Raw genomic sequence first — 21,875 nt, forward strand, 5'->3', positions numbered from 1 at the left:
GGTTCGTCCAACGGACAATCTTACCTTTTCAATTCAAACGCGTGCCGGGTGCAGACACCCGTTCGCGCCTAATCGACTGAAGGAGAAGCAAAACGTATGGCTACTTCCGTAACCACGACCTTTACTCCGCTCCACGATCGCATCCTGGTTCGCCGTGTGGAAGAGGGCGAGACAGTTCGGGGCGGCATCATCATCCCTGATTCGGCAAAAGAAAAGCCCCAGGAAGGCGAAGTCATCTCCGTGGGCAAAGGCAAGTCCAACGACGAAGGCAAGGTTTTCCCGCTCGATGTGAAGGCTGGCGACCGCGTGCTTTTCGGCAAGTACTCCGGCACCGAGATCAAGATCGACGGTGAAGAGTTCCTCATCATGCGCGAAGAAGAAGTGCTCGGAATCCTCAAGAAGTAGGTGCTCCGCACCCTTTGAGTGCTTCGCATGTTTTCGCGAAGGATCCGAAGTAAACCAAATCCACAGTTGAATGCGCTCTTTGCGCTTACTGGAGAAGAAACACAATGGCAAAGCAGATTTTGCACGGAGAAGATTCCCGTCAGGCGATCCTGCGCGGCGTAAACACGCTGGCGGACGCTGTGAAGGTGACCCTCGGTCCGAAGGGCCGCAACGTGGTCATCGAGAAGAAGTTCGGTTCCCCGACGATCACCAAGGACGGCGTCACCGTCGCCAAGGAAGTGGAGCTGAAGGACCCGCTAGAGAACGTGGGCGCGCAGCTCGTGAAGGAAGTTGCTTCGAAGACCTCGGACGTTGCTGGCGACGGCACGACCACTGCTACAGTCTTGGCCCAGGCCATCTTCCGCGAGGGCGTGAAGACCGTTGCCGCCGGCGCCAATCCGACCGCCCTGAAGCGCGGCATCGACAAGGCCGTTGGAGCCGTAATCGGCACCCGTGACAAAGAAGGCAAGTTCACCAACGGCGGCGCCCTTGGCGAGCTCTCCAAGCCTGTGACAGATGATTCCGTCGCGCAGGTGGGCGCAATCTCCGCCAACGGCGACACCGAGATCGGCGACATTATTGCCGGTGCGATGAAGACTGTCGGCAAGGATGGCGTAATCACGATTGAAGAGTCGAAGACCATGCATACCTACCTCGAGACCGTCGAAGGCATGCAGTTTGATCGTGGCTATCTGAGCCCCTACTTCGTGACCGACGCGGACCGCATGGAAGCCGGCCTCGATGATCCCTACATCCTGATCTACGAGAAGAAGATCAGCAACATGAAGGATCTGCTGCCGGTTCTGGAGCAGGTTGCACGCAGCGGCAAGCCCCTGCTGATCATTGCCGAGGACGTTGAGGGCGAGGCTCTCGCAACTCTCGTGGTGAACAAGCTGCGCGGCACGCTGAACGTAGCTGCAGTCAAGGCTCCTGGCTTCGGCGACCGTCGCAAGGCGATGCTCGGCGATATCGCGATCCTGACCGGTGGCAAGGCCATCACTGAGGATCTCGGCATCAAGCTCGAGAACGTCAAGATCGAAGACCTGGGCCGCGCAAAGCGTGTCACGATCGACAAGGACAACACGACGATCGTCGATGGATCGGGCGAGGCTTCTGACATCCAGGGCCGCGTGAAGGAGATTCGCGGACAGATCGAAAAGACCACCAGCGACTACGACCGCGAGAAGCTGCAGGAGCGGCTGGCGAAGCTGGTCGGCGGCGTTGCCGTGATCAAGGTTGGCGCAGCCACCGAGACCGAGCTGAAGGAGAAGAAGGCTCGCGTTGAGGATGCTCTGCATGCCACCCGTGCGGCTGTCGAGGAAGGTATCGTTCCGGGCGGCGGTGTTGCCCTGGTTCGTTCCGCCAAGGCTGTGGATGCGCTGGTGAAGACGCTTGAGGGCGACGAGAAGATCGGTGCGCAGATTGTTCGCCGCGCTATCGAAGAGCCTCTACGCCAGATCGTTGCCAATGCAGGCGAAGAGGGTGCGGTGGTTGTCGGCAAGATCCTCGACTCCAACGAATCTCACTTTGGCTACAACGCGGCTACCGGCAAGTTCGAAGACCTGGTGAAAGCCGGCGTCATCGATCCGACCAAGGTCACCCGCACTGCCCTGCAGAACGCGGCCTCGATCGCTGGTCTGCTGCTGACCACCGAAGCTCTGGTCTCGGAGATTCCCGAGCCCAAGGCTGCGGCCCCGGCCGGCGGTCACGGCGGCGGCATGGAAGGCATGTACTAAGACTCGCCGTCCAGACGACCGCGCCTTCGGCGCAAACTCAAAGGCCCTCACCTTCGGCTGGGGCCTTTTTGTTTCCCTCTGGAAAATGCCCCACGGATTGCTCCGCGTGGAACACTCCAGGCCGAACTGCAACGGCTTTGGCGGGGAATGTTGTAACTCGCACGGATGCAGAGATTTGCAGTTACGTGTTTTTATGGAGATTTGTGCCTTCGTGCAGCGAATGGAAAACAAAGCGGCAGCCGGAGCTGCCGCTTCTGTGCGGAGCAATTGAGACGAGTTAAAACTTCAGCCGCGATGCCTGCTGCATAGAAACGGAGCGTTAACGAAAGTGCGAGGAAACATAAATATTTAGCAACAAAAATAAGGATGCGCCGGTCTCTCAAAAAGTATCCGATAGTGATAGCTACCCAGCAAAAAACCCAGCCAATGCTCACGCAGGCTGGGTTTTGCTGTGTTGATTTGATTCGAACGGTTCGATGCTTGCTGATGAATCGAGTGTTAGAAGGTAAAGTGGAGTGCCATTGTGACGGAGCGCGCGCCACCAATGACTCCTAAGACAGAACCGAAGTTAGCGCCGTTGTTGGGGCTGCCGTTGATGGTTGCCGGCACTGTGGTGCTCCTGCCGGAACCATTCACATGCGGCACCTGAAATAACGCCTGCTGAGCAGAAGCCTGGTCTGCCGTACCATTGGTGGTCGCTACCTGACCGTAGTTCAGGTAATAGTTCGTGCAATTGTTATAGCCTCCCAGTCCATTCTGAGCCGCTGTCGAGCAAGCATAGCTTTGCGCGATCTGAGTCTGGTTCATCGGCACGTCGAGACTGGTGGTGTTGGTTACATTGAAAATGTTGAAGGCATACTGCAGGTTATAGCGTTCCGTAATTTTGAGGCTCTTGCGGAAGGATACATCCAGGCGCTTCTGCGGAGACTGCCGGAAGATGTTGCGCTGATCGGAGGGTGCGAAATCCGTCTCGTAGATATCCTGCGGATCGTTGCCGGTGGAAACCGGGATGCCATCCTGGCCCGGCGAAAGATAGTTAATCGCTACCTGCGAAGGATCGAGAGCCGGAATGTAATCGCCACCCGCTCCACGGAACGATCCCTTGTTGCCGGTCTGCATGGATTTGGGATTGCTCGGATTCTTCACGCCCAGAATCGGATTCATGAGGTTAGGATAGTTGCCGACGAAGATGCTGCCCGAAGCGCCGTAGAACTCATAGAGCGAGTATGGCTGGCCGCTCTGAAGAATCGCGACGCCGGTAAGGTTCCAGTCATTGGTTACAAAAGAGAGCGCCGAGCGAGGCTTACTCCAATTGGGCAGAGCTGCCTGGAAGTTGGCGCTGAAGATATGCGTACGGTCAAAGTCGGCTGAAGCCCATGAATCACGCAGACGATTTGGGTTATCTCCGGTAAAGAAGATGCCCAGATCGCTCTGTTCATCGAGAGCATGGCTCCAGGTATAGCTCACGCCTGCCTGGAAGTTATGCGACAGGCGCTTTTCTAGATGAGCCTGGAGAGCATCGTACGCAGAGACGCCGACGGTCTTGAAAAGCGCCGAGTTGAAGTTATATCCGACGTAGGGCGTCCGGAAGTCTATATTGCCACCGCTGGCTGTGTTCCACGGCTCACCTGCGATGGAGTTGTAATCGTAATTCTGATAACCATACGGCGTGTTGATCGTAGCTACAGAGTTGGCATTTAGTACCTGCCAGCCGTAGCTAGCTGTTTCGCCCCAGATGGGATTCTGCGCCGTCGCCAGGCCTGGCTCGTTAAATGGGATGGGAATAACCGAGTGACGACCACGATTTCCGACATAACCAAGATCGAAGGACAAATCCGGCCGGGGCTGCCATTGCATCTTGAGCGTGTAATTGATCGTATACGGTAAAACATTGCTCGGGTTGTAGGATCCAAAATCGATGGTTGGGGTGCAAGCCTGGTAGTTCTCCTGATTATCGATGGCACCGCATTTCTTACCCAAGGGTTGGACAGCACCGCCGGACAGCACGTATTCGTCATTACCCGTCATGTTGTCGAGCTGGGCCTGCAAAGCCTGCCCAAAGTAAGAGGGATCAGCACTTGGCGCGACGTAGGAAGGTGTTCCCAGGGGGTCCTCTAAAGTCTCGCCGGCTCCGGAAACCAGCGTGACAAGCGGAACTGCCTGGGTTACGCCGAACACACCTCCACCACCCGACGAGCCGTATGGCTGCGACAGGTAGCTGAAGAGTTCCCCGCGGTCGAAGTAGATACCAGCGCCTCCGCTGAAGACGATCCGCCCCTGGTTTTGCTTCGGCGACCAGGCAAAACCGACGCGCGGGCTAATGCCCCACTGTCTGCCAGTCAACGTAGAATCGCTGCCGGCGAGGTTGGATTTGGCGACACTGCCTGCAAAGTGGTTGTTGGGAGCGACGACGAAACCTGAATTCAAGACTTTAAAACCCTCGTCGCTGGTGCCCGTGACGTCATAAAGCGACGGGTTGAAGGTGAACATGTTGCCGTACTTTTCTGTCAGGCCGCCGTGGTAGTCGTAGCGCACGCCCGCAGTGATGCTGAGGTTGGGTTGCACCTGCCACTTGTCTTGCAAATAAAAGGCGAGCTCGTTGGAACGGTAGTAGCGGTCCATGTTGTTGCGGTTGGAGCCTGCAACTGTGCTGTCGAGAATGTTGGATTTGTACGATTCTCCCTGAAGGAAGCCGTTAAAGTCCTTCGCCGTGACATTCAGCATGCCATTGCGGTTGTTCTCGATGTTGAGCTGTGTGTAGCTGTATCCGCCTCCCGCAATGAGCGTGTGCTTGCCCAGGGAGAAGATAACGTTGGATGAGGGATTGATGCGATTCTGGTAGTAACCAGCATTGACCGTCGTGCTTTCCGAGCTATAAGGTCCGAGGGCCATGGATGGCCCGGATGTGCCGAGATTCGATGTTGCCATCTGATCAATCAGCAGGCCCGGCATCTGCTTAGACAGAATCAGTCCGGTACTATCTCCCGAGCCAATACCAAACGTAGGACCAAGCGTCGCATCGGGCAGAACTGTCTGATCGTTGTAGCTGTAAGACAGCATGCGCACGAAGCCAAGGCGCTGCTCCCAGTTGATGCGAGATCCGAGAACGATAGTGTTGTCGATCGCGCCAACCTGGGAGCCATTTTCCTGGGTGAGCGGAAAGCCTCCGGTTGCGGCAAGGCCATACGGCTTATGGACGGGATCATTCTGGTAGTAGTACTTGAACGAAAGCTGATCCGCCTTGGATACAGCGTAGTCGAGCGAAGCCGTCGCCTGATCCGTGATGAGCGTGGATGTGCCGACAAGCGTCACATTGGGGACGCCGTACCCGATGTAATTTGAGTTTTGAGCCGAAGGAATCATGAACTGCCCGTTCGGTAGCTTAGCGTTGAGCAACGCGCTGGCTACCGGGTCAATAGAGGGCAAAGCGGAGCAGCTATAGGAAGCTGTTTGGGGGTTGTAGCACCAGCTCAGGAGGGCATTGTTGATCCCGCTCGTGGAGCGGTCATTGGTCAAGCCAAAAGGTACGGTGGTCTGCGAGATTCCCGTAGCCTGATCACTAAAATTGCCATGCTGATAGGCAAGAAAGAAGAAGAGCTTGTCTTTCTTGATTGGACCGCCAAATGTGCCACCGGTCGTCCAGCGGTGCAAAGCTGGATTGGCCAAATACGACGGAAAAGCTCCGACACCTTCCTGAGACAGTTGAGCTTCCTGATTGAAGAAAAACGGCGAAGCATTCAGTGAGTTGTTTGCGAACGTGCCGTAGACCTGACCATGCCAGTTGTTCGTGCCGGTCGCGGTGTTGACGTCGATCTGTGCGCCGGCAGTGGCGCCCTGCTGGGCGTCGTACATCGAGGTGTTGACGCGAAGCTCCTGCAGGAACTCAGGCGGAGGCGAAGGCAGGCTGTTGCCGTTGGACTCATATACGCTCGTGCCTGTGCCATTTTCACCGCCCACCGGGTCGGTTTCGCCAACGCCAAAGTTATAGCGCTGCGAGGGCGAACCCGAAGAACTCTTGCCGTTGAAGATATTGGTCGAATCGACGCCGTTCACCTGAAAGGTATTAGAGGTGTCACGCTGGCCGTTTGCCCAGATGGGTTGGTTGCCTAGGCCAGCGTTTGAGTCCAGATTGGAGAGCAGTTCGGCGCTGACGCCCGTCGAAAGAGTCGCAAGCTGCGTAAAGCTTCCTGTGGCAAGTGGCGTCTGCTCGATCTGTGTGGAGTCGAGAGTGTAGCCATTGGTGGTGTCGGTGGCATTGAGCATTGGATTGCCCGTTACCTCGACGGTGTTGGAAACCTGGCCCAGCTTGAGCGTACCGTTTACCGTGGTCGCACGGGCTTCCTGTACACCGATGCCGGTAAGCTCCGTGGTCTCGAAGCCGTCATGCGAAATCTTCACGGTATAAGTGCCAATCGGCAGGTTAAATATCTGGAAAAAGCCATCCCCTTGGGATTTCGCGGATCGAGTGAAGTCAATCGCAGAATTGGTTACAGTGACGGTTGCATCAGGAATCGCGGCGCCGGCAGGGTCAAGCACGGTGCCGTTGATCGAACCCAGAGTTTGCTGCGCAATGGCTGATATAGAAATGCCCATAAGGGCTACAAAGACAACTAGACGCAAAGCGCTGAATCGCTTCAAAGAGTGTATTTTCATGTTTTCCTCAGAAGGTCCAGGTTTGGGGAACACTAGAACGTAATTACGACGGCTTGGATATTGAAAAAGGTGAGCCTGCCTACAGAATGCCCCTGTGCGTTTTCGCTCTTTGTTAAAGGGGCGTAAATATTTGGTAGCACAGAAGCAGCTTGACGACGCAAAGAAAATTGGGCCTATTGATTGAACCTGTGGAAAATAGGGTTCTAATTGCTCCCCATTTTTGGGGTAGCTCGGAGGAATGGTTGCTGGTTCTGGTAGTAAGAGCGATTTTCGGAAAACCCGAATGCAAAATCCTCTTGGGCGAGGTATGCGCCGCCGCTTGTGAATACAAACGGCAGCGCTGTGGCTTGCCACCAGACACGCCCTCGATGAGTTTTCTTTATTCACCCGCCTGCTTACCCAGCTGAATGCGAAGCCCAACACGGAAAGTAAACGGCAAACTCGGATAACCGATGGGTGCAATGTGCTGGTCGCTGGTCAGGTTCTCGGTCTGTCCATAGATCGAAAGATAGCGAACCAATTGAAAGCTGGCTCCGGCATCGATCTTGGCGAAGCCGTAATCGAGATTGCGGTTGGGCAGCAGCAGTGAATTGCCCTGATTGATATCCATGTACCCCAGATAGGTAGAGTCGTCGCTGCGGCTGGCGAAAGAGCCTGTTGCGGCAAGTGTCCAGCGCTTGCCGGCGTAGGTCGCGGTCACAAAGCCGGTGTGCGGCGGGCGACGGAATGGACGCGCGCCTACCAGCGGCGAGTAGATGCCCAGCGGAATGCCATCGAACGTGGCAGGATAGCCACCAAGCAGATTCTCTTCATCGCTGGAAAAGGAGTGCTGGACCACAGCATCTAAATATGTATAGCCACCGCGAAGGAAAATACTGCGGCCCAGGCCAGCTTCGGCTGTGGTTTCGATACCGAGCGCGCGGAAATTTTGAGAATTCACATCAAGCGAAAACGCACCGTTGTTGTTGAGCAGCCCCTCGAGCTGCTGCTGTTGGGCAGTAGCTAGATCCGGGAAAAAGTACGGAATCAAACCAGTTCCTACGTCTTCGATCTGACGGCCAAATTCGTTGTGAAAGAAGTTCACATGGAAGATGACGCGATCACCTAGAAAGCCCTGCTCTACTCCTCCTTCATAAGTTCGTGCGGTAGGAGCACTGAGTTGCGGAATATTCAGTTGCTGGATGATTGATTGCTCTCCGTATGCAAGTAGAAGTCCGTAGAGTGAGCCGGATTCATCAGCGATGGTTGGTTCACGCACAGCTTCAGCAAAATTGAAGGTCACACGCGTGCCGCTGAAGACATGCGGGCTGGGCTTGAACGCATAAACCGAGATGCCGCCGCGGGGAGAGGTTTGCGTGCCGAAGACCTGATAGTGCTCGAGGCTGCCGCCAAGTGTATAGAAGATGCGGCTATGGAGAAAATCACCGTGAACCTCGGCGAGGTAGTCATAATTGTGCCGGCGCGCGTTTTCGTCGAGAAAATACACCGGTTCACGCTCTGCTCCGCGCTCATCTTCAAAATGAAAACCGCCGAGAATCATCAGATGTGGCGTGAGATGAAAGTCGCCTTGATATAGCGCCTGATCGCGGTTATTCACCAGATCGAGGCGGTTGGGGTAGACCGAATAGTTGGCAGTCGAATAATTCAAGATGGCCTGGCCACTCGTGCTGTAGCCATTCGCGCCTGCGATTGTGACAGGGAGACCGTAGTAGTTCCCTGCTCCAGGCGTGCCGAGATCTTCTTCGCAGGTACCGGCGGGAACACAGATGCCGGCGGGATACCACTGCATGGATTGCTCGCGCTTGCGCGCTCCGCCGTAGGCGATGTGGTTGTGAAAGTCAGGCGTAAACTGGTAGTCAACTGACCCACTCATGTAGAGGTTCTGGTCGCTCTGCTTGCGGTCGTCGGCAACATGATAGAAGTCCCACGCGTTGGGCACGCCTGTTGCTGAGACGTTGTAATGCGCGGTCCCGCGAAAGATCAGGTTTGCCGTGGGAGCCCATCCGAGATTCACGGCTCCGCTACCGAGGTGATACTCATCCATCGGAATCGTATTCTGTGTTTGCAGCCATGAATATGCGCCATAGTAGTCAAGCTTCTTATGGCTGCCGGCCAACTCAAGCTCATTTAGAAACGTAGTGAAGTTGCCGATATCACCATGAAATGTAAGCAGCGGCGATGGTGTATATCCGCGCGGCGTGTTAAAGCTGACAACACCGCTGGCGGCATCTGCGCCATAGAGGCTGCTGTCGGGGCCGCGCAAAACTTCAGTGTTCTCGATGCCTGTGGTGGGTTGCGAGCCGAAATCGAAGATGCCGCCCACCTCATCGATTGTGGCGCCATCCATCAGGATGCGTGCTGCGTTGGAGTCGCCGCCGCGAATAAAGAGCGAGGTTTGCGCTCCAAGCTCGCCGGCCTGCACAACAGATGTTCCCGGCTGAAGACGCAACAGGCTGACAAAGTCGTAACGCCGCTGCAGGTCGAGTCCGGAGAGCACATCCACTGAGGAAGTTGTCTGCTGCTGTGGTGTTGGAGTGCCGGTAGCGGTGACGACGATGGATTGATGCACCCACTGCGGCTCCATAACCAGGTTCTTCTCTACGCTGTCTCCCGATCCAGCCCAGAATGCGGGTACATCGAGCTGACGAAAACTTGGCGCCGTGATGACAATCGTAAAGCGGCCACTCTGTCCGGTAACGAACTGGTAGCTGCCGTCGGAGGTAGACAGTGTCTTGGCTACATATTTGCCGCCGTTGAGCAGCACTATGGTTGCTCCGGTTACGGTAGCCCCGGTGTTATCAGTAACAGTGCCGCGAATAACGCCTGCAAGCAGCAGCGCGGGCGACAACAGCAAAACGAGCGCCGCCGACAGATACGGATGAAAGAGGCATCTGGCTCGCAACACGTATGTACGCCACTGAAAATTCTTTTTGGTAGGAGTCATCATTCCCTCCGTTCCCCTCGGAACGTAAGCAAGTGATTGACGCCGAGGACCGGTCTCCTGACTTGCGCATCTCCGGCCGCCTTCCCGGGATATCCTCCCAGTGGCGCATGGACAGAGTTCCTGCGAACTGCTGATAGAACGCGCAGTCCGCGAGTAGCGCTCACAGTTGCGGGGCAGTGGCGGAGTTACACCGCCTTCCCGAACATCCTGGCGAGTCTCAGTCAAGGTATCGCGCAAATCTTCAGAGAAAACCCTCATTGCGTTGCGCAGGATCGGCAAAACGTCGTATCACCGCAGGCTGTCGCAAGCGGCTTAAACACAGCGCACTGCCCGGGGACGACTGGCTCAGTGTAGCATGTTGGGTTAATGGCCAGAGCGAGCGCCGCGGTCATAGAAGCAGTTATTACTGCACGCAAATTATGCTGTTTCCAGATCAACACGCGTCTACGTACTGCGCTTTCAAACTGAGAATGTTGCTTCGCCTCAGTTTGCTCCTGGCGATTCTGCTGACAATCGCCTCTCTTGACAAACAAGCGCTTGCACAAGCGCGAACTGATGGCACCAAAGACCGTCAAACTGCAATCCACGGCGCAGTGCGGGATACGAGGGGTACACCGCTGCCTGAAGCAGTGGTAACGCTCACCCAACCGGAATCAACTGCACCGCGGCAGACAACATCAGATGCCGCAGGGAATTTCGATTTTCGAGACATTAAGCCTGCGAAATATTCAGTGCAGGCAGAGTGGCATGGACAACGAAGCACGGCACAGGAGATTGACGCATCTTCAGATTCCGAATCAAACGTGGTCACGCTGGTAATCGCTGTGGCCCCCAACATTCCCCACAAATCTTCGGCGAACGAAAAAGCCGCGGCGATGGAGTTTGCCGACGAGCCTGATTTCAAGATTGCAGGAGTAACGGACTGGACCGCTGTTGGGGGTCACGGCTCCGACGCCAATCTTCGCACTAGCGAAACGCTGGCGCGCCAGACGGTTCTGATGCAAGACTCGCATGCGCAGTATCGATTGCCAGGTCTGACCGAGGAGAATCCTGAAGCGGGCAAGTCAGAGGCGGAATTGCGCGCGGCTGTTTCGCAAGATCCACAGAGCTTTCGCACCAACCATGAGCTTGGCGACTTCCTGCTTCGTGCAGGACGTGCGCAGGAGTCGATCGCGCCGCTGCAAGCTGCAAATCGTATCGATTCCGCAGACAAGACTAACGCCTATGAGTTGGCTTTGGCGTATAAGATGGCCGGAGACCTGGCCCATGCACGGGAACAAACGGAACGATTGCTGCATGCCAGCGCAGATGGCAATGCGCATCGCCTCATGGGAGAAATCGATGAGGCGCAAAACGATCCTCTACATGCGGTTCGCGAATTTGAAGCTGCGGTGCGCACCAATGCAAGCGAAGAAAATTACTTTGCATGGGGATCGGAACTGCTCTTGCACCGTGCGATCTGGCAGGCAAAAGCTGTTTTTGAAAAAGGCGCTGCTGCCTATCCGTCCTCTTCCCGCATGACCATGGGACTGGGCGCGTCGCTCTTTGCCGGGGCGCTCTATGAGCAGGCGGCGCAACGCCTCTGCGAAGCTTCAGACCTGGCTCCGTCCGATCCTGAGCCCTATGAAATTCTGGGCAAGGTCGATGCAGTCTCTCCTGATCCACTTCCCTGCATCGAGACGAAGCTGGCCCGGTTTGTAGACCTGCAACCATCCAGTTCTGAGGCGAACTATCTCTATGCTGCCGCGCTTCTGAGACGGCATCCGGCAGGTGTCAACGACTCCTCAGCGCAACATGCAGAGAGTTTGCTGACTCGGGCGGTTACGCTCGACTCCCGCTGTGGCGAAGCATATCTGCAACTGGGGATTCTGAGCTCTTCGCACCACGATATGTCCGCTGCTGTTTCTTTCTTTCAGAAAGCAATCTCAGCTGAGCCAGAACTTGGTGACGCGCATTATCGGCTTGCCGTTGCCTACGATCGTCTGGGCGAGAAAGATAAGGCGCAGCATGAATTTGCACAGCATGACGCCATCGAGAAAGAGCAGGCTGCGGCAGTTGAAAAGCAGCGGCAGGAGATCAAGCAATTTGAGGTAGCCGCACAGCCGGAAAAGAACTAACCTCCACTTCCGCTGTTATTTGGGCTTCCAAGTTGCGATGATGCCATCGCCCTCGCGGATGGTTATGATCTGATTCGCCTTTACCTGTGTGAAGCGCTCAATCTTTCCTGTTGTCGGCCACTTGATTTCGATGGCATCTACCGTATCGAGCTTGCCCAGGCCGAAATGAAGCCGAAGGTCGCTCTGCGACATAACGCTGCCGCCGCTGTGCACTTCATCCATCTGAATATGCTTGCCTGTGATGACGCGGGCGCGGGCGCCGATAGCCGTGCGATTGCATTTCGTACCAACCAGCTTGAGCTTGATCCAGTTCTGCTTGTTGCCTCCGTCATTGCGCAACAACGATGGCAGATCATTCATATTCAGGATCAGCGCATCCATAGCGCCGTCGTTGTTGTAGTCGCCAAAGGCCGCGCCGCGGCTCGAAAAGTGCTCTGTAATACCCGGTCCCATCTGCGCCGACACGTCCTGAAAGTGTCCGTTACCAAGGTTGCGATATACGATGCGCGGATTCTTGAACTTCTGGCCGAAGTTGTATTTATCGATCTCGGGATAGACGTGCCCATTGATCTGCATAATGTCGAGCCAGCCGTCGTTGTCGTAGTCGATGAAACCGCAACCCCAGGCCACGAAACTATTGTTGACGCCAACGCCAGCAGCAAAGCTCATATCAGTAAATGTTCCATCGCCATTGTTGTGATAGAGATTGGAAGTATCGTCGGCGAAGTTGGTCTTGAAGATATCGAAATGTCCGTCGCAGTCGTAATCGGCTACGGCAACACCCATGCCCGCCTGCTCGTGACCATCGTCGTTATAGGCTACGCCAGCCACGACTGCCACATCGGTAAATGTGCCGTCATGGTTGTTCTGAAAAAGAATGCTTGGCTCCGAATCAACAGCAACGTAGATATCGGGCCAGCCGTCGTTATCGAAGTCGTACGCTACAGATGTAATCGAGTAGCGTGGACCGGGCTTGAGGATGCCGGATTTCTCAGACACATCAGTGAACGTGCCGTCGCCGTTGTTGCGATACAGAATGTTGGTGTCACCAGGGAGTCCGCGCGGACCGCACATCACCGGAACTCCTTTCCACTGGCAAAATGTCGTTTGGCTCAACGAAGGAATTTTGTCCGGATCAAGCTTGATGTAGTTGCAGACAAAAAGATCGAGATGACCGTCGCGGTCATAGTCGAGAAAGCAACAGCCCGCTCCCCATCGCACTGCATCCTGCCAGAGACCCACCTTCTTCGTTACATCCGTAAAGGTGCCGTCGCCGTTATTGCGGAAGAGAATGTTGTGGCCCCAGAAGCAACAGAAGAGATCGTCCCACCCGTCGTTGTTGTAGTCGCCGACGCAGACTCCGGTCTGCCAGCCGGTGCGGCCCAGCCCTGATTTTGCAGTCACGTCTGTAAACGTGCCGTCACGATTGTTCTTGTAGAGATGTGAGGTAGGCGCTTGGCCTGCAGGCCATGTTGCGTCGAGACGGTCGCCATTCGTCAGATAAATATCCAGCCAGCCATCGTTGTCATAGTCAAAAAACGCGAGGCCACTGCCTTTTGCTTCAATGATGGAGCGCTTGTGATCGATGCCGCCCCATACATTCGGCGCATTGAGGCCGGCTTGTGCGGCTACATCGACAAACTGGACGCTTGGAGATGAGGGTTGAGCAACAGCGGCATGTACGAGTTCAGGATTGCGCCACTTCCACAAGGGCGTAGTGAGCACATCCAGCAGCGGTGTGCCAAGCAGATAGAGAGAGGAACTAAGAAAACGCCGCCGCGGTACGTTCATAGACAGCGCCATTATAAAGTTTCAACGCACGGTTCGTACGTTTGAGCGAGACAAGGTATCGCTATCGTCAGGGATTGGATGCCAGCATCTGCAAGGCTTGCTTTGCGGCGCCATTCTCCGGCTGATGCTGGAGCAGTGATTGCAGCACTTCGCGCGCCTGGTCGCGCTTTCCTTCCAGCACATACAACCTGGCGAGATTTAGGTACGATTGATCGAAGTCCGGCACGATCTGAACGCATGCCTTGAACTGCTCTTCCGCCTTATCGTAGTTCTTGTTGCGAACATACAGGACACCAAGATTATTTCGAGCCTCAGCATATTCAGGACGCAGTGCGATCGCCTTATTGAGGTTGTCCGCCGCCAGATCGCTTTGCCCTTCGCGAGCATACAACATGCCCAGGTTGTAGTAGATCTCCGGATCATCAGGTTGCAGCTTTATTGCCTGAGTCAAATATTCGAGCGCTTTGTCTGCCTGCCCCTGACGGCGATAGACATTCCCGAGGTTGAGGTAAGCGATGACGTATGAAGGTCTGAGTTGAATCGATTTCAGGAAATTGCGAATGGCCTCTTGAGGATTGTTCTGCTGAGCTGCGAGCATACCGAGGTTATTCCATGCCTCTGGATACTCCGGTCTCAACTCAATGGCTTTGTTCAAGTATGACTGGGCATTTGATAAATCATTACGGCGCAGGCTCAATGTACCGAGGTTGTAATATGCCTCCGGATCGTCGGGCTTGGCGGCAATCACCTGGCGAAAAGACGCCTCTGCCTGATCTAGATAGCCATGCTGAAAGAATGCGACGCCATACGTGAAATCATTTCTCTGAATCGCGTCCTGATACAGTGGTCCAGCGAATGGTAGCGCTTTGCGAACACGGTCCTGCGGGTGCGTCGGTATGGATGCAGCATCATCGATAATCCTGCCTGCTTCGACTACCCCTTGATAGACCTTGACAATCATGCCCTCACGATCAAGAAGAAAGGTAGTCGGGAAACCCAGATCACGCCGCCGGTCAAAAAGATAGCGGTAAATGATGTTGTACTGTCCGGCAACTTCATCATTGGCGAAGAGAACTGGATACGGAAGGTTCTGCTTTCGGATATCCGCTTCGGTTGACGATTTCTGGCCGCCACTTTCACAGTGCACCGCGATGAAACTAAGATCACTGCTCCTGGCAGCGGAAACGGCTTCGGCGAAGTGTGCAAGCTGGCGCAGACTGAGATTGGAACTTACGTCGCAAAAGGCAAGAGCGATTAGATTGCCGCTCAGTTTCTCCAGGCTATGCGGAGCTCCAGCAACGTCGTTCAGCGAGAAACCGGGCGCTTTGATCGGCTGCAGCAGCCATGTCTCCGCGGTAGCTGGATACGGATCTGGAATTCTCTGCGGAACTGCATTTTCAAATGCCGTTGCGGTCTTAGCAAATGGATTTGCCTTATATTTGTCTGAACCCTCGACAAGCTCGATCCTGTGATTCGCCGGCAAGTCAGAAAAATGCTGGGTTGCGCCCATAGGCCAGCGAACAGAGAGATCGATGCGTTCTGGAGCAGCACCTAGACCGAAGTGAACCTCTTTGCTGTGTTGCGCCAGAAAGCCTGAACCAGCCTGTAACTGTTTTGTTTGCTGCAACTGGCCACATCGCAACGTTAGAGTGGCTCCAACCGCGTCGCGATTCGATCGAGTGCCGCGCAGCCGAACGATGATCGAATTTCCGATCTGAGCGTTGCGATTATGCAGAATGCGAAGCTGCGGAGCGTTGCGATTCTTGAGCACGATCTCCATGCGTCCATCGCCATCCAGATCTGCAAGCGCAAAGGAGCGGCTGTCTTCTACGAAGTCAAGACCAAGGACCCCCGAGACCTCGAAGAACTGCCCTTTGCCGTCATTCGCGTAAAGCACGTTGCGCTCGTATCCGCTCCATGTGCCATCCGCACGAATCAACTCGTTCAATGCGCCCCAACCATGCTCATAGGTTTGCGAAGGCGTAGCGTCATTGGGAGATTTGCCCACCACCTGACGCCAGAAAAAACTCCCCAGATCTCCGCGGTCCGGCGCAGAGATATATCCATTGGCGATGTACAGGCCCATCCAGCCGCTGTGATCAAAATCGAGAAAGTCCGAGCACCAGGACCATCGCCCCATGCTTGCACCTGAGCTTTCGCTCGCGTCTTCAAAGACACCTTTTCCAGTATTGTGAAAAACCGAATTGCCGCGTGCATGACGCAGATAGAGCTTACGAATTTCGGCGCTGGCTTCGGGATGAAACTGCTTCTGCGTCGAAACACGTTCGCCAGCCGCTGACCACATATTGGCGATATAGGCGTCAGGATTTCCGTCGTTATCGATATCACCCCACGCAGCGCTCATACCAGCGCCTACTTCACTGACGTGAGCCTCCTCTGAGATGGCAGTAAATGTGCCATTGCCGTTGTTTCTGTAGAGATTGGGCCGGCCGAAATCGTTGGCTACCAAGAGATCAGGATGCCCGTCTCCATCGAAATCATTCCATGCACAGGCAAAGCTATAGCGATCGTTTTCCGCATCCAATCCAGTTTCCCTGGTTCGCTCGACAAATATGCCATTACCTTCGTTGTGCATGAGAATGTTGGCTGGGCCATTGCGCGCATCGAAATATGGAATCGGGTAGTGATACTGATCCAGTCCGACGTAGTAAGAGTACGTGCAAAGATAAATGTCTAAATGTCCGTCGTTGTCATAGTCAGCCAGCGCTGCGTGAGTAAACGCTCCCTGCGGTGGTTGCGCAAAACGGAATGCATTCGGCGCGAGCGCGAATTTACCCGCGCCTGTATTGCGAAAGAAGAGCGGTCCACTGGCACAGACGACGAGCAGATCCTGAAGCCCCCGGTTATCAAAATCGGCAAAGAGCGCGCACGCTGTGCCGTCCAGCAGGTTCACTCCGGACGACTCAGAAACATCGTCAAAGGTTCCGTCACCGCGATTGCGATACAGACGATTCGGCAGTCCAGCAGGCTGACATACGTACATATCGTCAAAACCATCGTTGTCGAAATCACCGACGGCGATGCCGTTGTTGCCATAAACATCGATGCCGCAGGCGCCGTCCAGTACACTTCGCCAGTAGTCACCACCGCGAAGCAGTTGTTGACGATACGACTCTGTGTGCCCTAACGCAGCAGAGGTCACATCCTCAAATCCGTATCCGTGAAAGCGAGCCACTCGCTCCTCTGCTGTGGACCAATTGCGTACGGCCCACCTCCCTTGCCCCGTGGCTATCCACTCCGTGGTCCAGGTTCCGATGCGCTGTTCGCGCTGGTTCTGTCCTTTCGCAAGGACAAAGTCGTAACGTATCTCAGCGTGCGCAGTGAGCGGAGTCTCCGATGCCTGTTGAATCAACACAATCTGGAATTCCGCGGTCTCGACATGCATTCCACCGAGATATGCTTCGAATCCATGCAGAAATCCGTCCGGACCCACTCCATCGCTTGCGAATTTTCTCTCGATCAGTTCCAGACCTGCATTTGAACTGAGCGTCTTCTCCTGAACCACGTGCAAGCCGGTTCCTGAAAAAGAACTGTCGAATACATTTTTAAGCGCCGATAAGCCAGGAGCAGCAGACTGCAATTCCTTTGAGAGATTCTGGAGAATTGAATCAATCTCAGCCGCATATTTTTCAGTGAAGAACTCGTCGCGCCCGGGAGCAACAAGGCGCAGCACACTCTCGAGCGGAGACTTTGAAGGATAATGCGGCTGCAGTCGAGGCTCGTGAAAATCAACCTCGCTGGGGTAGGACGGCTGCTCAGAGAACGCTTCCCGCGGAAGAAAGGAACCTGCCAGCGAAACCCACCGAGCTGCGGCAGGCGCAATCCCCAGATACTTCAGAAGCCTGCGCCGGGTGACACCTGACTTGGGATAGGAGGGAGAATACATGCTTCGCGTTGTTGTCCGATCACCCGGCAGGTTGAACAGCAGAATACCACCACAGTGGAAAATCAGCTCACCTTTCGCTACAGGCATGCGGAAAACCCATGTCAAATTGAGGCTTTTTCATCGCCTCCAACTTTCGATTGACAAAGTTTCTTTGTATGTTCTACCGTGTTGTGCGCTGCCCCTGTAACCGTTTACAGCACACTGAGAAAACGATACCTCGGCAGTCTTGTCAGCTGCACTCACCGAATTTGGGTCCATGTACCCGGTGGATCCGCGGATTCGAAAGAAAAACAGAAGTTTTCAAGAAGCGCGGCGTTACTCACGAGAAAGTCGAGGTTATTCGGATGGCCTTTACGCGCAATTTCTTTAAACGACTGACCACCATAGCTGGCATCACGCTCGGATGCGTGTGCATGGTACTGGTGACAGCATCAACCCTGCAGGCACAGGTGGACGAAGGCTCGATCACAGGCACTGTGACCGATAGTTCTGGAGCTGTGATACCTGGGGCTCACGTTACGCTGCTCAACACCGATCAAGGTCTGAGCCTGGAAACTCTGAGCAACAGCAGCGGCTTCTACTCCTTTAACCCCGTTCGTATCGGTCACTACAAGATCACAGTAGCGGCAAAAGGTTTTGCCACTACCACGCAGGAGAACCTGATCGTTCAGGTTTCGCAGAACCTTGGCGTGAATCTGCAGTTGAAGGCCGGTGGCGCGACGGAAACCGTCGAGATTACTGAGGCCCCGCCTCAACTGCAAACCGAAGATGCCTCGATGGGTCAGGTAATCGGATCGCAGGAAGTGAACGACCTTCCCCTGAACGGCCGCAATTTCACTTTCCTCGCGCAGCTCGGCGCCGGCATGCAGACACCGCAAGCTGACACGCGCGGCAACGCGGCTTCGGGCGCCTTCTCTGCCAATGGCCTTCGTCCGGCGCAGAATAACTACCTGCTGGACGGTATCGATAACAACTCCAACGCCGTTGACTTCCTGAATGGAACCAACTACGTCATCCTGCCTCCAGTGGATGCCATCCAGGAGTTCAAGGTGCAGACGGCGGACTTCAGCGCAGAGCTCGGGCGTTCCGCCGGCGCGGTGTTGAATGCAACGATTAAGTCTGGCACCAACAGCCTGCACGGCGCGGTTTGGGAGTTCTTCCGTAACGACAAGCTCGATGCTGCTGACTTTTTCGAAAACAACACCGGCATCAAGAAGGGTGAATTACGCCAGAACCAGTTCGGCGCTTCCGGCGGTGGTCCAATCATCAGAAATAAGGCGTTCTTCTTTGGTGATTACGAAGGATTCCGCCGGGTACAGGGCACTGCTGAGGACGGCAACGTGCCCACGGCCCTGGAACGCAGCAGCAACTACCAGAATCTTTCTGACATTCTCTCAATCAATGACGGAACCACCCGGACCGATGCAATTGGCCGCAACATTCAAAAGGGAACCGTACTTGATCCGGCAACTACCCGTTTAGTTCGTGCAGGGCAACCGGACCCGGTTACCGGCTTTACCAACAACTCCGGCAGCGACGCTTATGTCCGCGATCCTTTTGGATGCGCCGTGGGCAATGCCAACATCACTCAAGCTGCATGTCCTACTCTGAACCAGATCAGTGATGCAAGCCGTCTCGATCCGAATGCAATCAATGTTTTGAATCTCTACCCAGCACCGAATTCAGGTATCCAGACCTACGGTGTCAGCCCAAACCTCTACGAGCATCGCAACAGCTTCGATGTTCGCGGGGACTATAACCCGGAAGACAAAGACCAGATTTTCGTCCGCTTCAGCTACTCGGACGATCCAATCTATATCCCTGGTATCTTTGGTGGCGTCGCTGACGGCGGAAGCTTCAATCAGGGCATACAGACAGCCAAGTCTGACCAGGCGGTAGCGGGCTACACTCACGTGTTCAATCCCAACACCATCAACCAGGTTCGCGCTGGCTTCGCTCATCTTCATACCACCCGGTTCGGACCGGAAGGTACTGTAGCTGGAATTCCGGCCCAATATGGCATCGCTAACAACGGCAACATCGTTCAAGGCCAGGAAAACGGCGGTCTTCCCGGATTCACCTTCGGCGGACTGGCAAACCTCGGCAGCAACAACTTCCTGCCTTCAGACGAAGTCAGCCAGACGCTCCAGGTTACCGATGACTTCACGAAGATCTACGGCAAGCACAGCTTCAAGATGGGCATCGAATTTCAGAACGTGAAGTTCTCCACCTTACAGCCCGCCTATTCGCACGGCCAGTTCAACTACGGAGGATCATTCACTGATATTCCGAACCTGGGCGAAACCACAGGCGGTCTTCCACAATTTCTCCTGACGCCGCAAGCAGCTACCTATCCTACTAGCGAGGGCGGCTTTAGCTGGTCCGGCGGCGCCGACAGTGTAGATTCCTCAAACATCAACAAAACTTACGATCAAAAGGTTTACTTTGCCAGCTACTTCCAGGACGACTGGAAAGTAAATCCCAAGCTGACTCTAAACCTTGGCGTCCGCTGGGATTACTTCGGTCCCATCAACGAGACCAACGGCGGGCAGGCCAACTTCATTCCCTTCCCTGTCTCCGGCAGTCCCTTTGGTGGTCCAACGTTCCTCTATTCCCAGAGCGGCAAGGATGTCCGGACTCTGTCTACCACTTCCGATTGCCTTACTGTCCTGGCCAGTTGCGCAGGCTTCCAGGATTTACTCGCCCTGGACGGCATCACTCCGTTGGAGACGGATCGGTGGGGCAAGGGCCTGGTGCAGACGCAGAAGACCAATCTCGCTCCGCGTGTAGGTTTTGCCTATCAGGTCAATCCGAAATTGGTAGTTCGCGGCGGTGTCGGACTGTTTTACAACTCGTTTGAAAACCAGGGATACGGCCCGAACATCGGCGAAAACTATCCCTTCGTCTTCAACGTAACGCCCGGTACGCAGGCAGCTCCCAGCTTTGTTGGACCTTCAGGCGGTGTTGTACCCACCAGCTACAATACGGGCTACGCGAGTTGCCCGACGGCGGGCGGGGACCCCAGCACTGGTCATGGAACCGCCAACTTCGAATCCGGCTTCAACTGCATTCCACTCGATCCTGCAACCTTTAACGCGCAGAGTTTAGGTCTGCAGGGCTTGCAGTTCAACTACGGCACCCCGAGAACCTACAGCGCGAACCTGACGCTGCAGTACTCCATTACCCGCTCCATCTCAGCTCAGGCGTCCTATGTCTTCACGCAGGGAGCCGATCTACAGGGCGGCGTGGGCTACCAGAACGTCACTAAGATTCTGCCCAGCAATCTCAGCGGCACCAAGAGCTGCCACACCTCAACCACTGACTACGCAACTTACCCGGAGGATAGCTGCGTGCCCTTCCCTGACTTTGGAGGCGGCAGTTATCAGGTCTCCTACGGCGACAGTACGTATCACGCGTTGCAGACCAAGCTGGAACAACAGTACGCCAACGGACTCACCTTCCTGCTGACGTACACGTGGGCTAAAGCGATGTCTGACGCCGGTGACCTGCTCAACGGCGGCACCACAGGCGGCTTGCGTGCCTACAACGTTCCTGGCCTCGGGCCTCGGTTCGATTGGGCCCCGGCAGACTTTGACCTCCGCAACGTAGTCCACTTCAGCGGCGGATATGAGCTGCCGGTGGGTAAGAACAAACAGTTCCTGAGCCAAAGCGGTCTTGCCAACACAATCCTGGGCGGATGGGCAGTGAACTGGATCGTCTCACTGCAGGGTGGACAGCCTCTCAACTTCGGCTGCCCAACCGGCACAACATCTGGCACTGGTTGCAACGACATTCTGGTTGCGGGTCAAAGTCCGCAGCTTGGCATGAAGCTCAAAACGGTGGCTGGCGACCCAACGCCGAGACCGTTCTGGATCAACAACGCCGCAGCCTTCAACCAGCCTTGTCAGCTAACAGATTCCACCGGAACAATCGCACCGAATACTACCTCAGTCGCCGGTTGCGCACCTCTGAACGGCGCCGACGCCCTCGGTTCCAAGCCCGGTCAGACGGTTGGACCTGGCTTCCATCGCCTCGACTTCTCGGCCTTCAAGAGATTCCAGGTGACCGAGCGGTACTCAGTTGAATTCCGTTCGGAATTCTTCAACATCTTCAACCACCCGAACTTCAATGCTCCTAACTTTGGCGGCAACGGCGTTGTAGCCATCGGTGGTTCGGGCACCATCACAGATCCACACTTCGGTGAAGTCGGATCGACGCGCGATGCTCCTTACGATCCTCGTCAGATTCAGTTTGCCTTGAAGCTGTACTACTAACGCACCTCA

At 55.2% G+C, this 21,875-nt stretch carries 8 protein-coding genes and 1 riboswitch; of the genes, 4 read left to right on the forward strand and 4 right to left on the reverse strand.

Translation table 11 applies throughout. The features are described 5' to 3' along the window. Positions 1–96 precede the first annotated feature (96 nt). Together OHL22_RS02985 and groL are read left to right on the forward strand one after the other, a co-directional pair. On the forward strand, positions 97–405 hold the full coding sequence (locus OHL22_RS02985) for a co-chaperone GroES (RefSeq protein WP_263333031.1): 309 nt from the start codon (positions 97–99) through the stop codon (positions 403–405). A gap of 104 nt (positions 406–509) precedes the next feature. After that, positions 510–2,180, forward strand: a complete 1,671-nt coding sequence (gene groL, locus OHL22_RS02990; RefSeq protein ID WP_263333033.1) for a chaperonin GroEL — start codon at positions 510–512, stop codon at positions 2,178–2,180. Positions 2,181–2,678: 498 nt separating this feature from the next. On the opposite strand, the gene OHL22_RS02995 is transcribed toward groL, so the two are convergent. Both OHL22_RS02995 and OHL22_RS03000 read right to left on the reverse strand, forming a co-directional pair. Further along, positions 2,679–6,833, reverse strand: coding sequence for a carboxypeptidase regulatory-like domain-containing protein (locus tag OHL22_RS02995; protein ID WP_263333035.1), 4,155 nt, complete (start codon positions 6,831–6,833; stop codon positions 2,679–2,681). A 379-nt stretch (positions 6,834–7,212) separates the two neighbouring features. Continuing rightward, positions 7,213–9,777: a TonB-dependent receptor gene (locus OHL22_RS03000; protein WP_263333037.1), complete on the reverse strand. Its 2,565-nt coding sequence runs from the start codon at positions 9,775–9,777 to the stop codon at positions 7,213–7,215. A 30-nt stretch (positions 9,778–9,807) separates the two neighbouring features. After that, positions 9,808–10,035: riboswitch (cobalamin riboswitch) on the reverse strand. A gap of 212 nt (positions 10,036–10,247) precedes the next feature. Between OHL22_RS03000 and OHL22_RS03005 the strand changes: the two genes are divergently transcribed. Then, the gene (locus OHL22_RS03005) at positions 10,248–11,894 is read left to right on the forward strand and encodes a carboxypeptidase regulatory-like domain-containing protein (RefSeq protein WP_263333039.1); all 1,647 of its coding nucleotides are present in this window, start codon (positions 10,248–10,250) and stop codon (positions 11,892–11,894) included. Positions 11,895–11,909: 15 nt separating this feature from the next. Here OHL22_RS03005 and OHL22_RS03010 read toward each other — a convergent pair whose 3' ends face one another. Further along, positions 11,910–13,685, reverse strand: a complete 1,776-nt coding sequence (locus tag OHL22_RS03010) for a CRTAC1 family protein (protein ID WP_417281651.1) — start codon at positions 13,683–13,685, stop codon at positions 11,910–11,912. Between the two features lie 67 nt (positions 13,686–13,752). After that, the gene (locus OHL22_RS03015) at positions 13,753–17,679 is read right to left on the reverse strand and encodes an FG-GAP-like repeat-containing protein (protein WP_263333043.1); all 3,927 of its coding nucleotides are present in this window, start codon (positions 17,677–17,679) and stop codon (positions 13,753–13,755) included. A gap of 326 nt (positions 17,680–18,005) precedes the next feature. On the opposite strand from OHL22_RS03015, the gene OHL22_RS03020 reads away from it, so the two are divergent. Further along, positions 18,006–21,866 carry a TonB-dependent receptor gene (locus OHL22_RS03020; protein ID WP_263333045.1) on the forward strand — a complete coding sequence of 1,287 codons (3,861 nt, stop codon included), beginning with the start codon at positions 18,006–18,008 and terminating at the stop codon, positions 21,864–21,866. Positions 21,867–21,875: the final 9 nt, after the last annotated feature.

The organism is Acidicapsa dinghuensis, from assembly GCF_025685685.1.
Classification (GTDB): Bacteria; Acidobacteriota; Terriglobia; order Terriglobales; family Acidobacteriaceae; genus Acidicapsa; species Acidicapsa dinghuensis.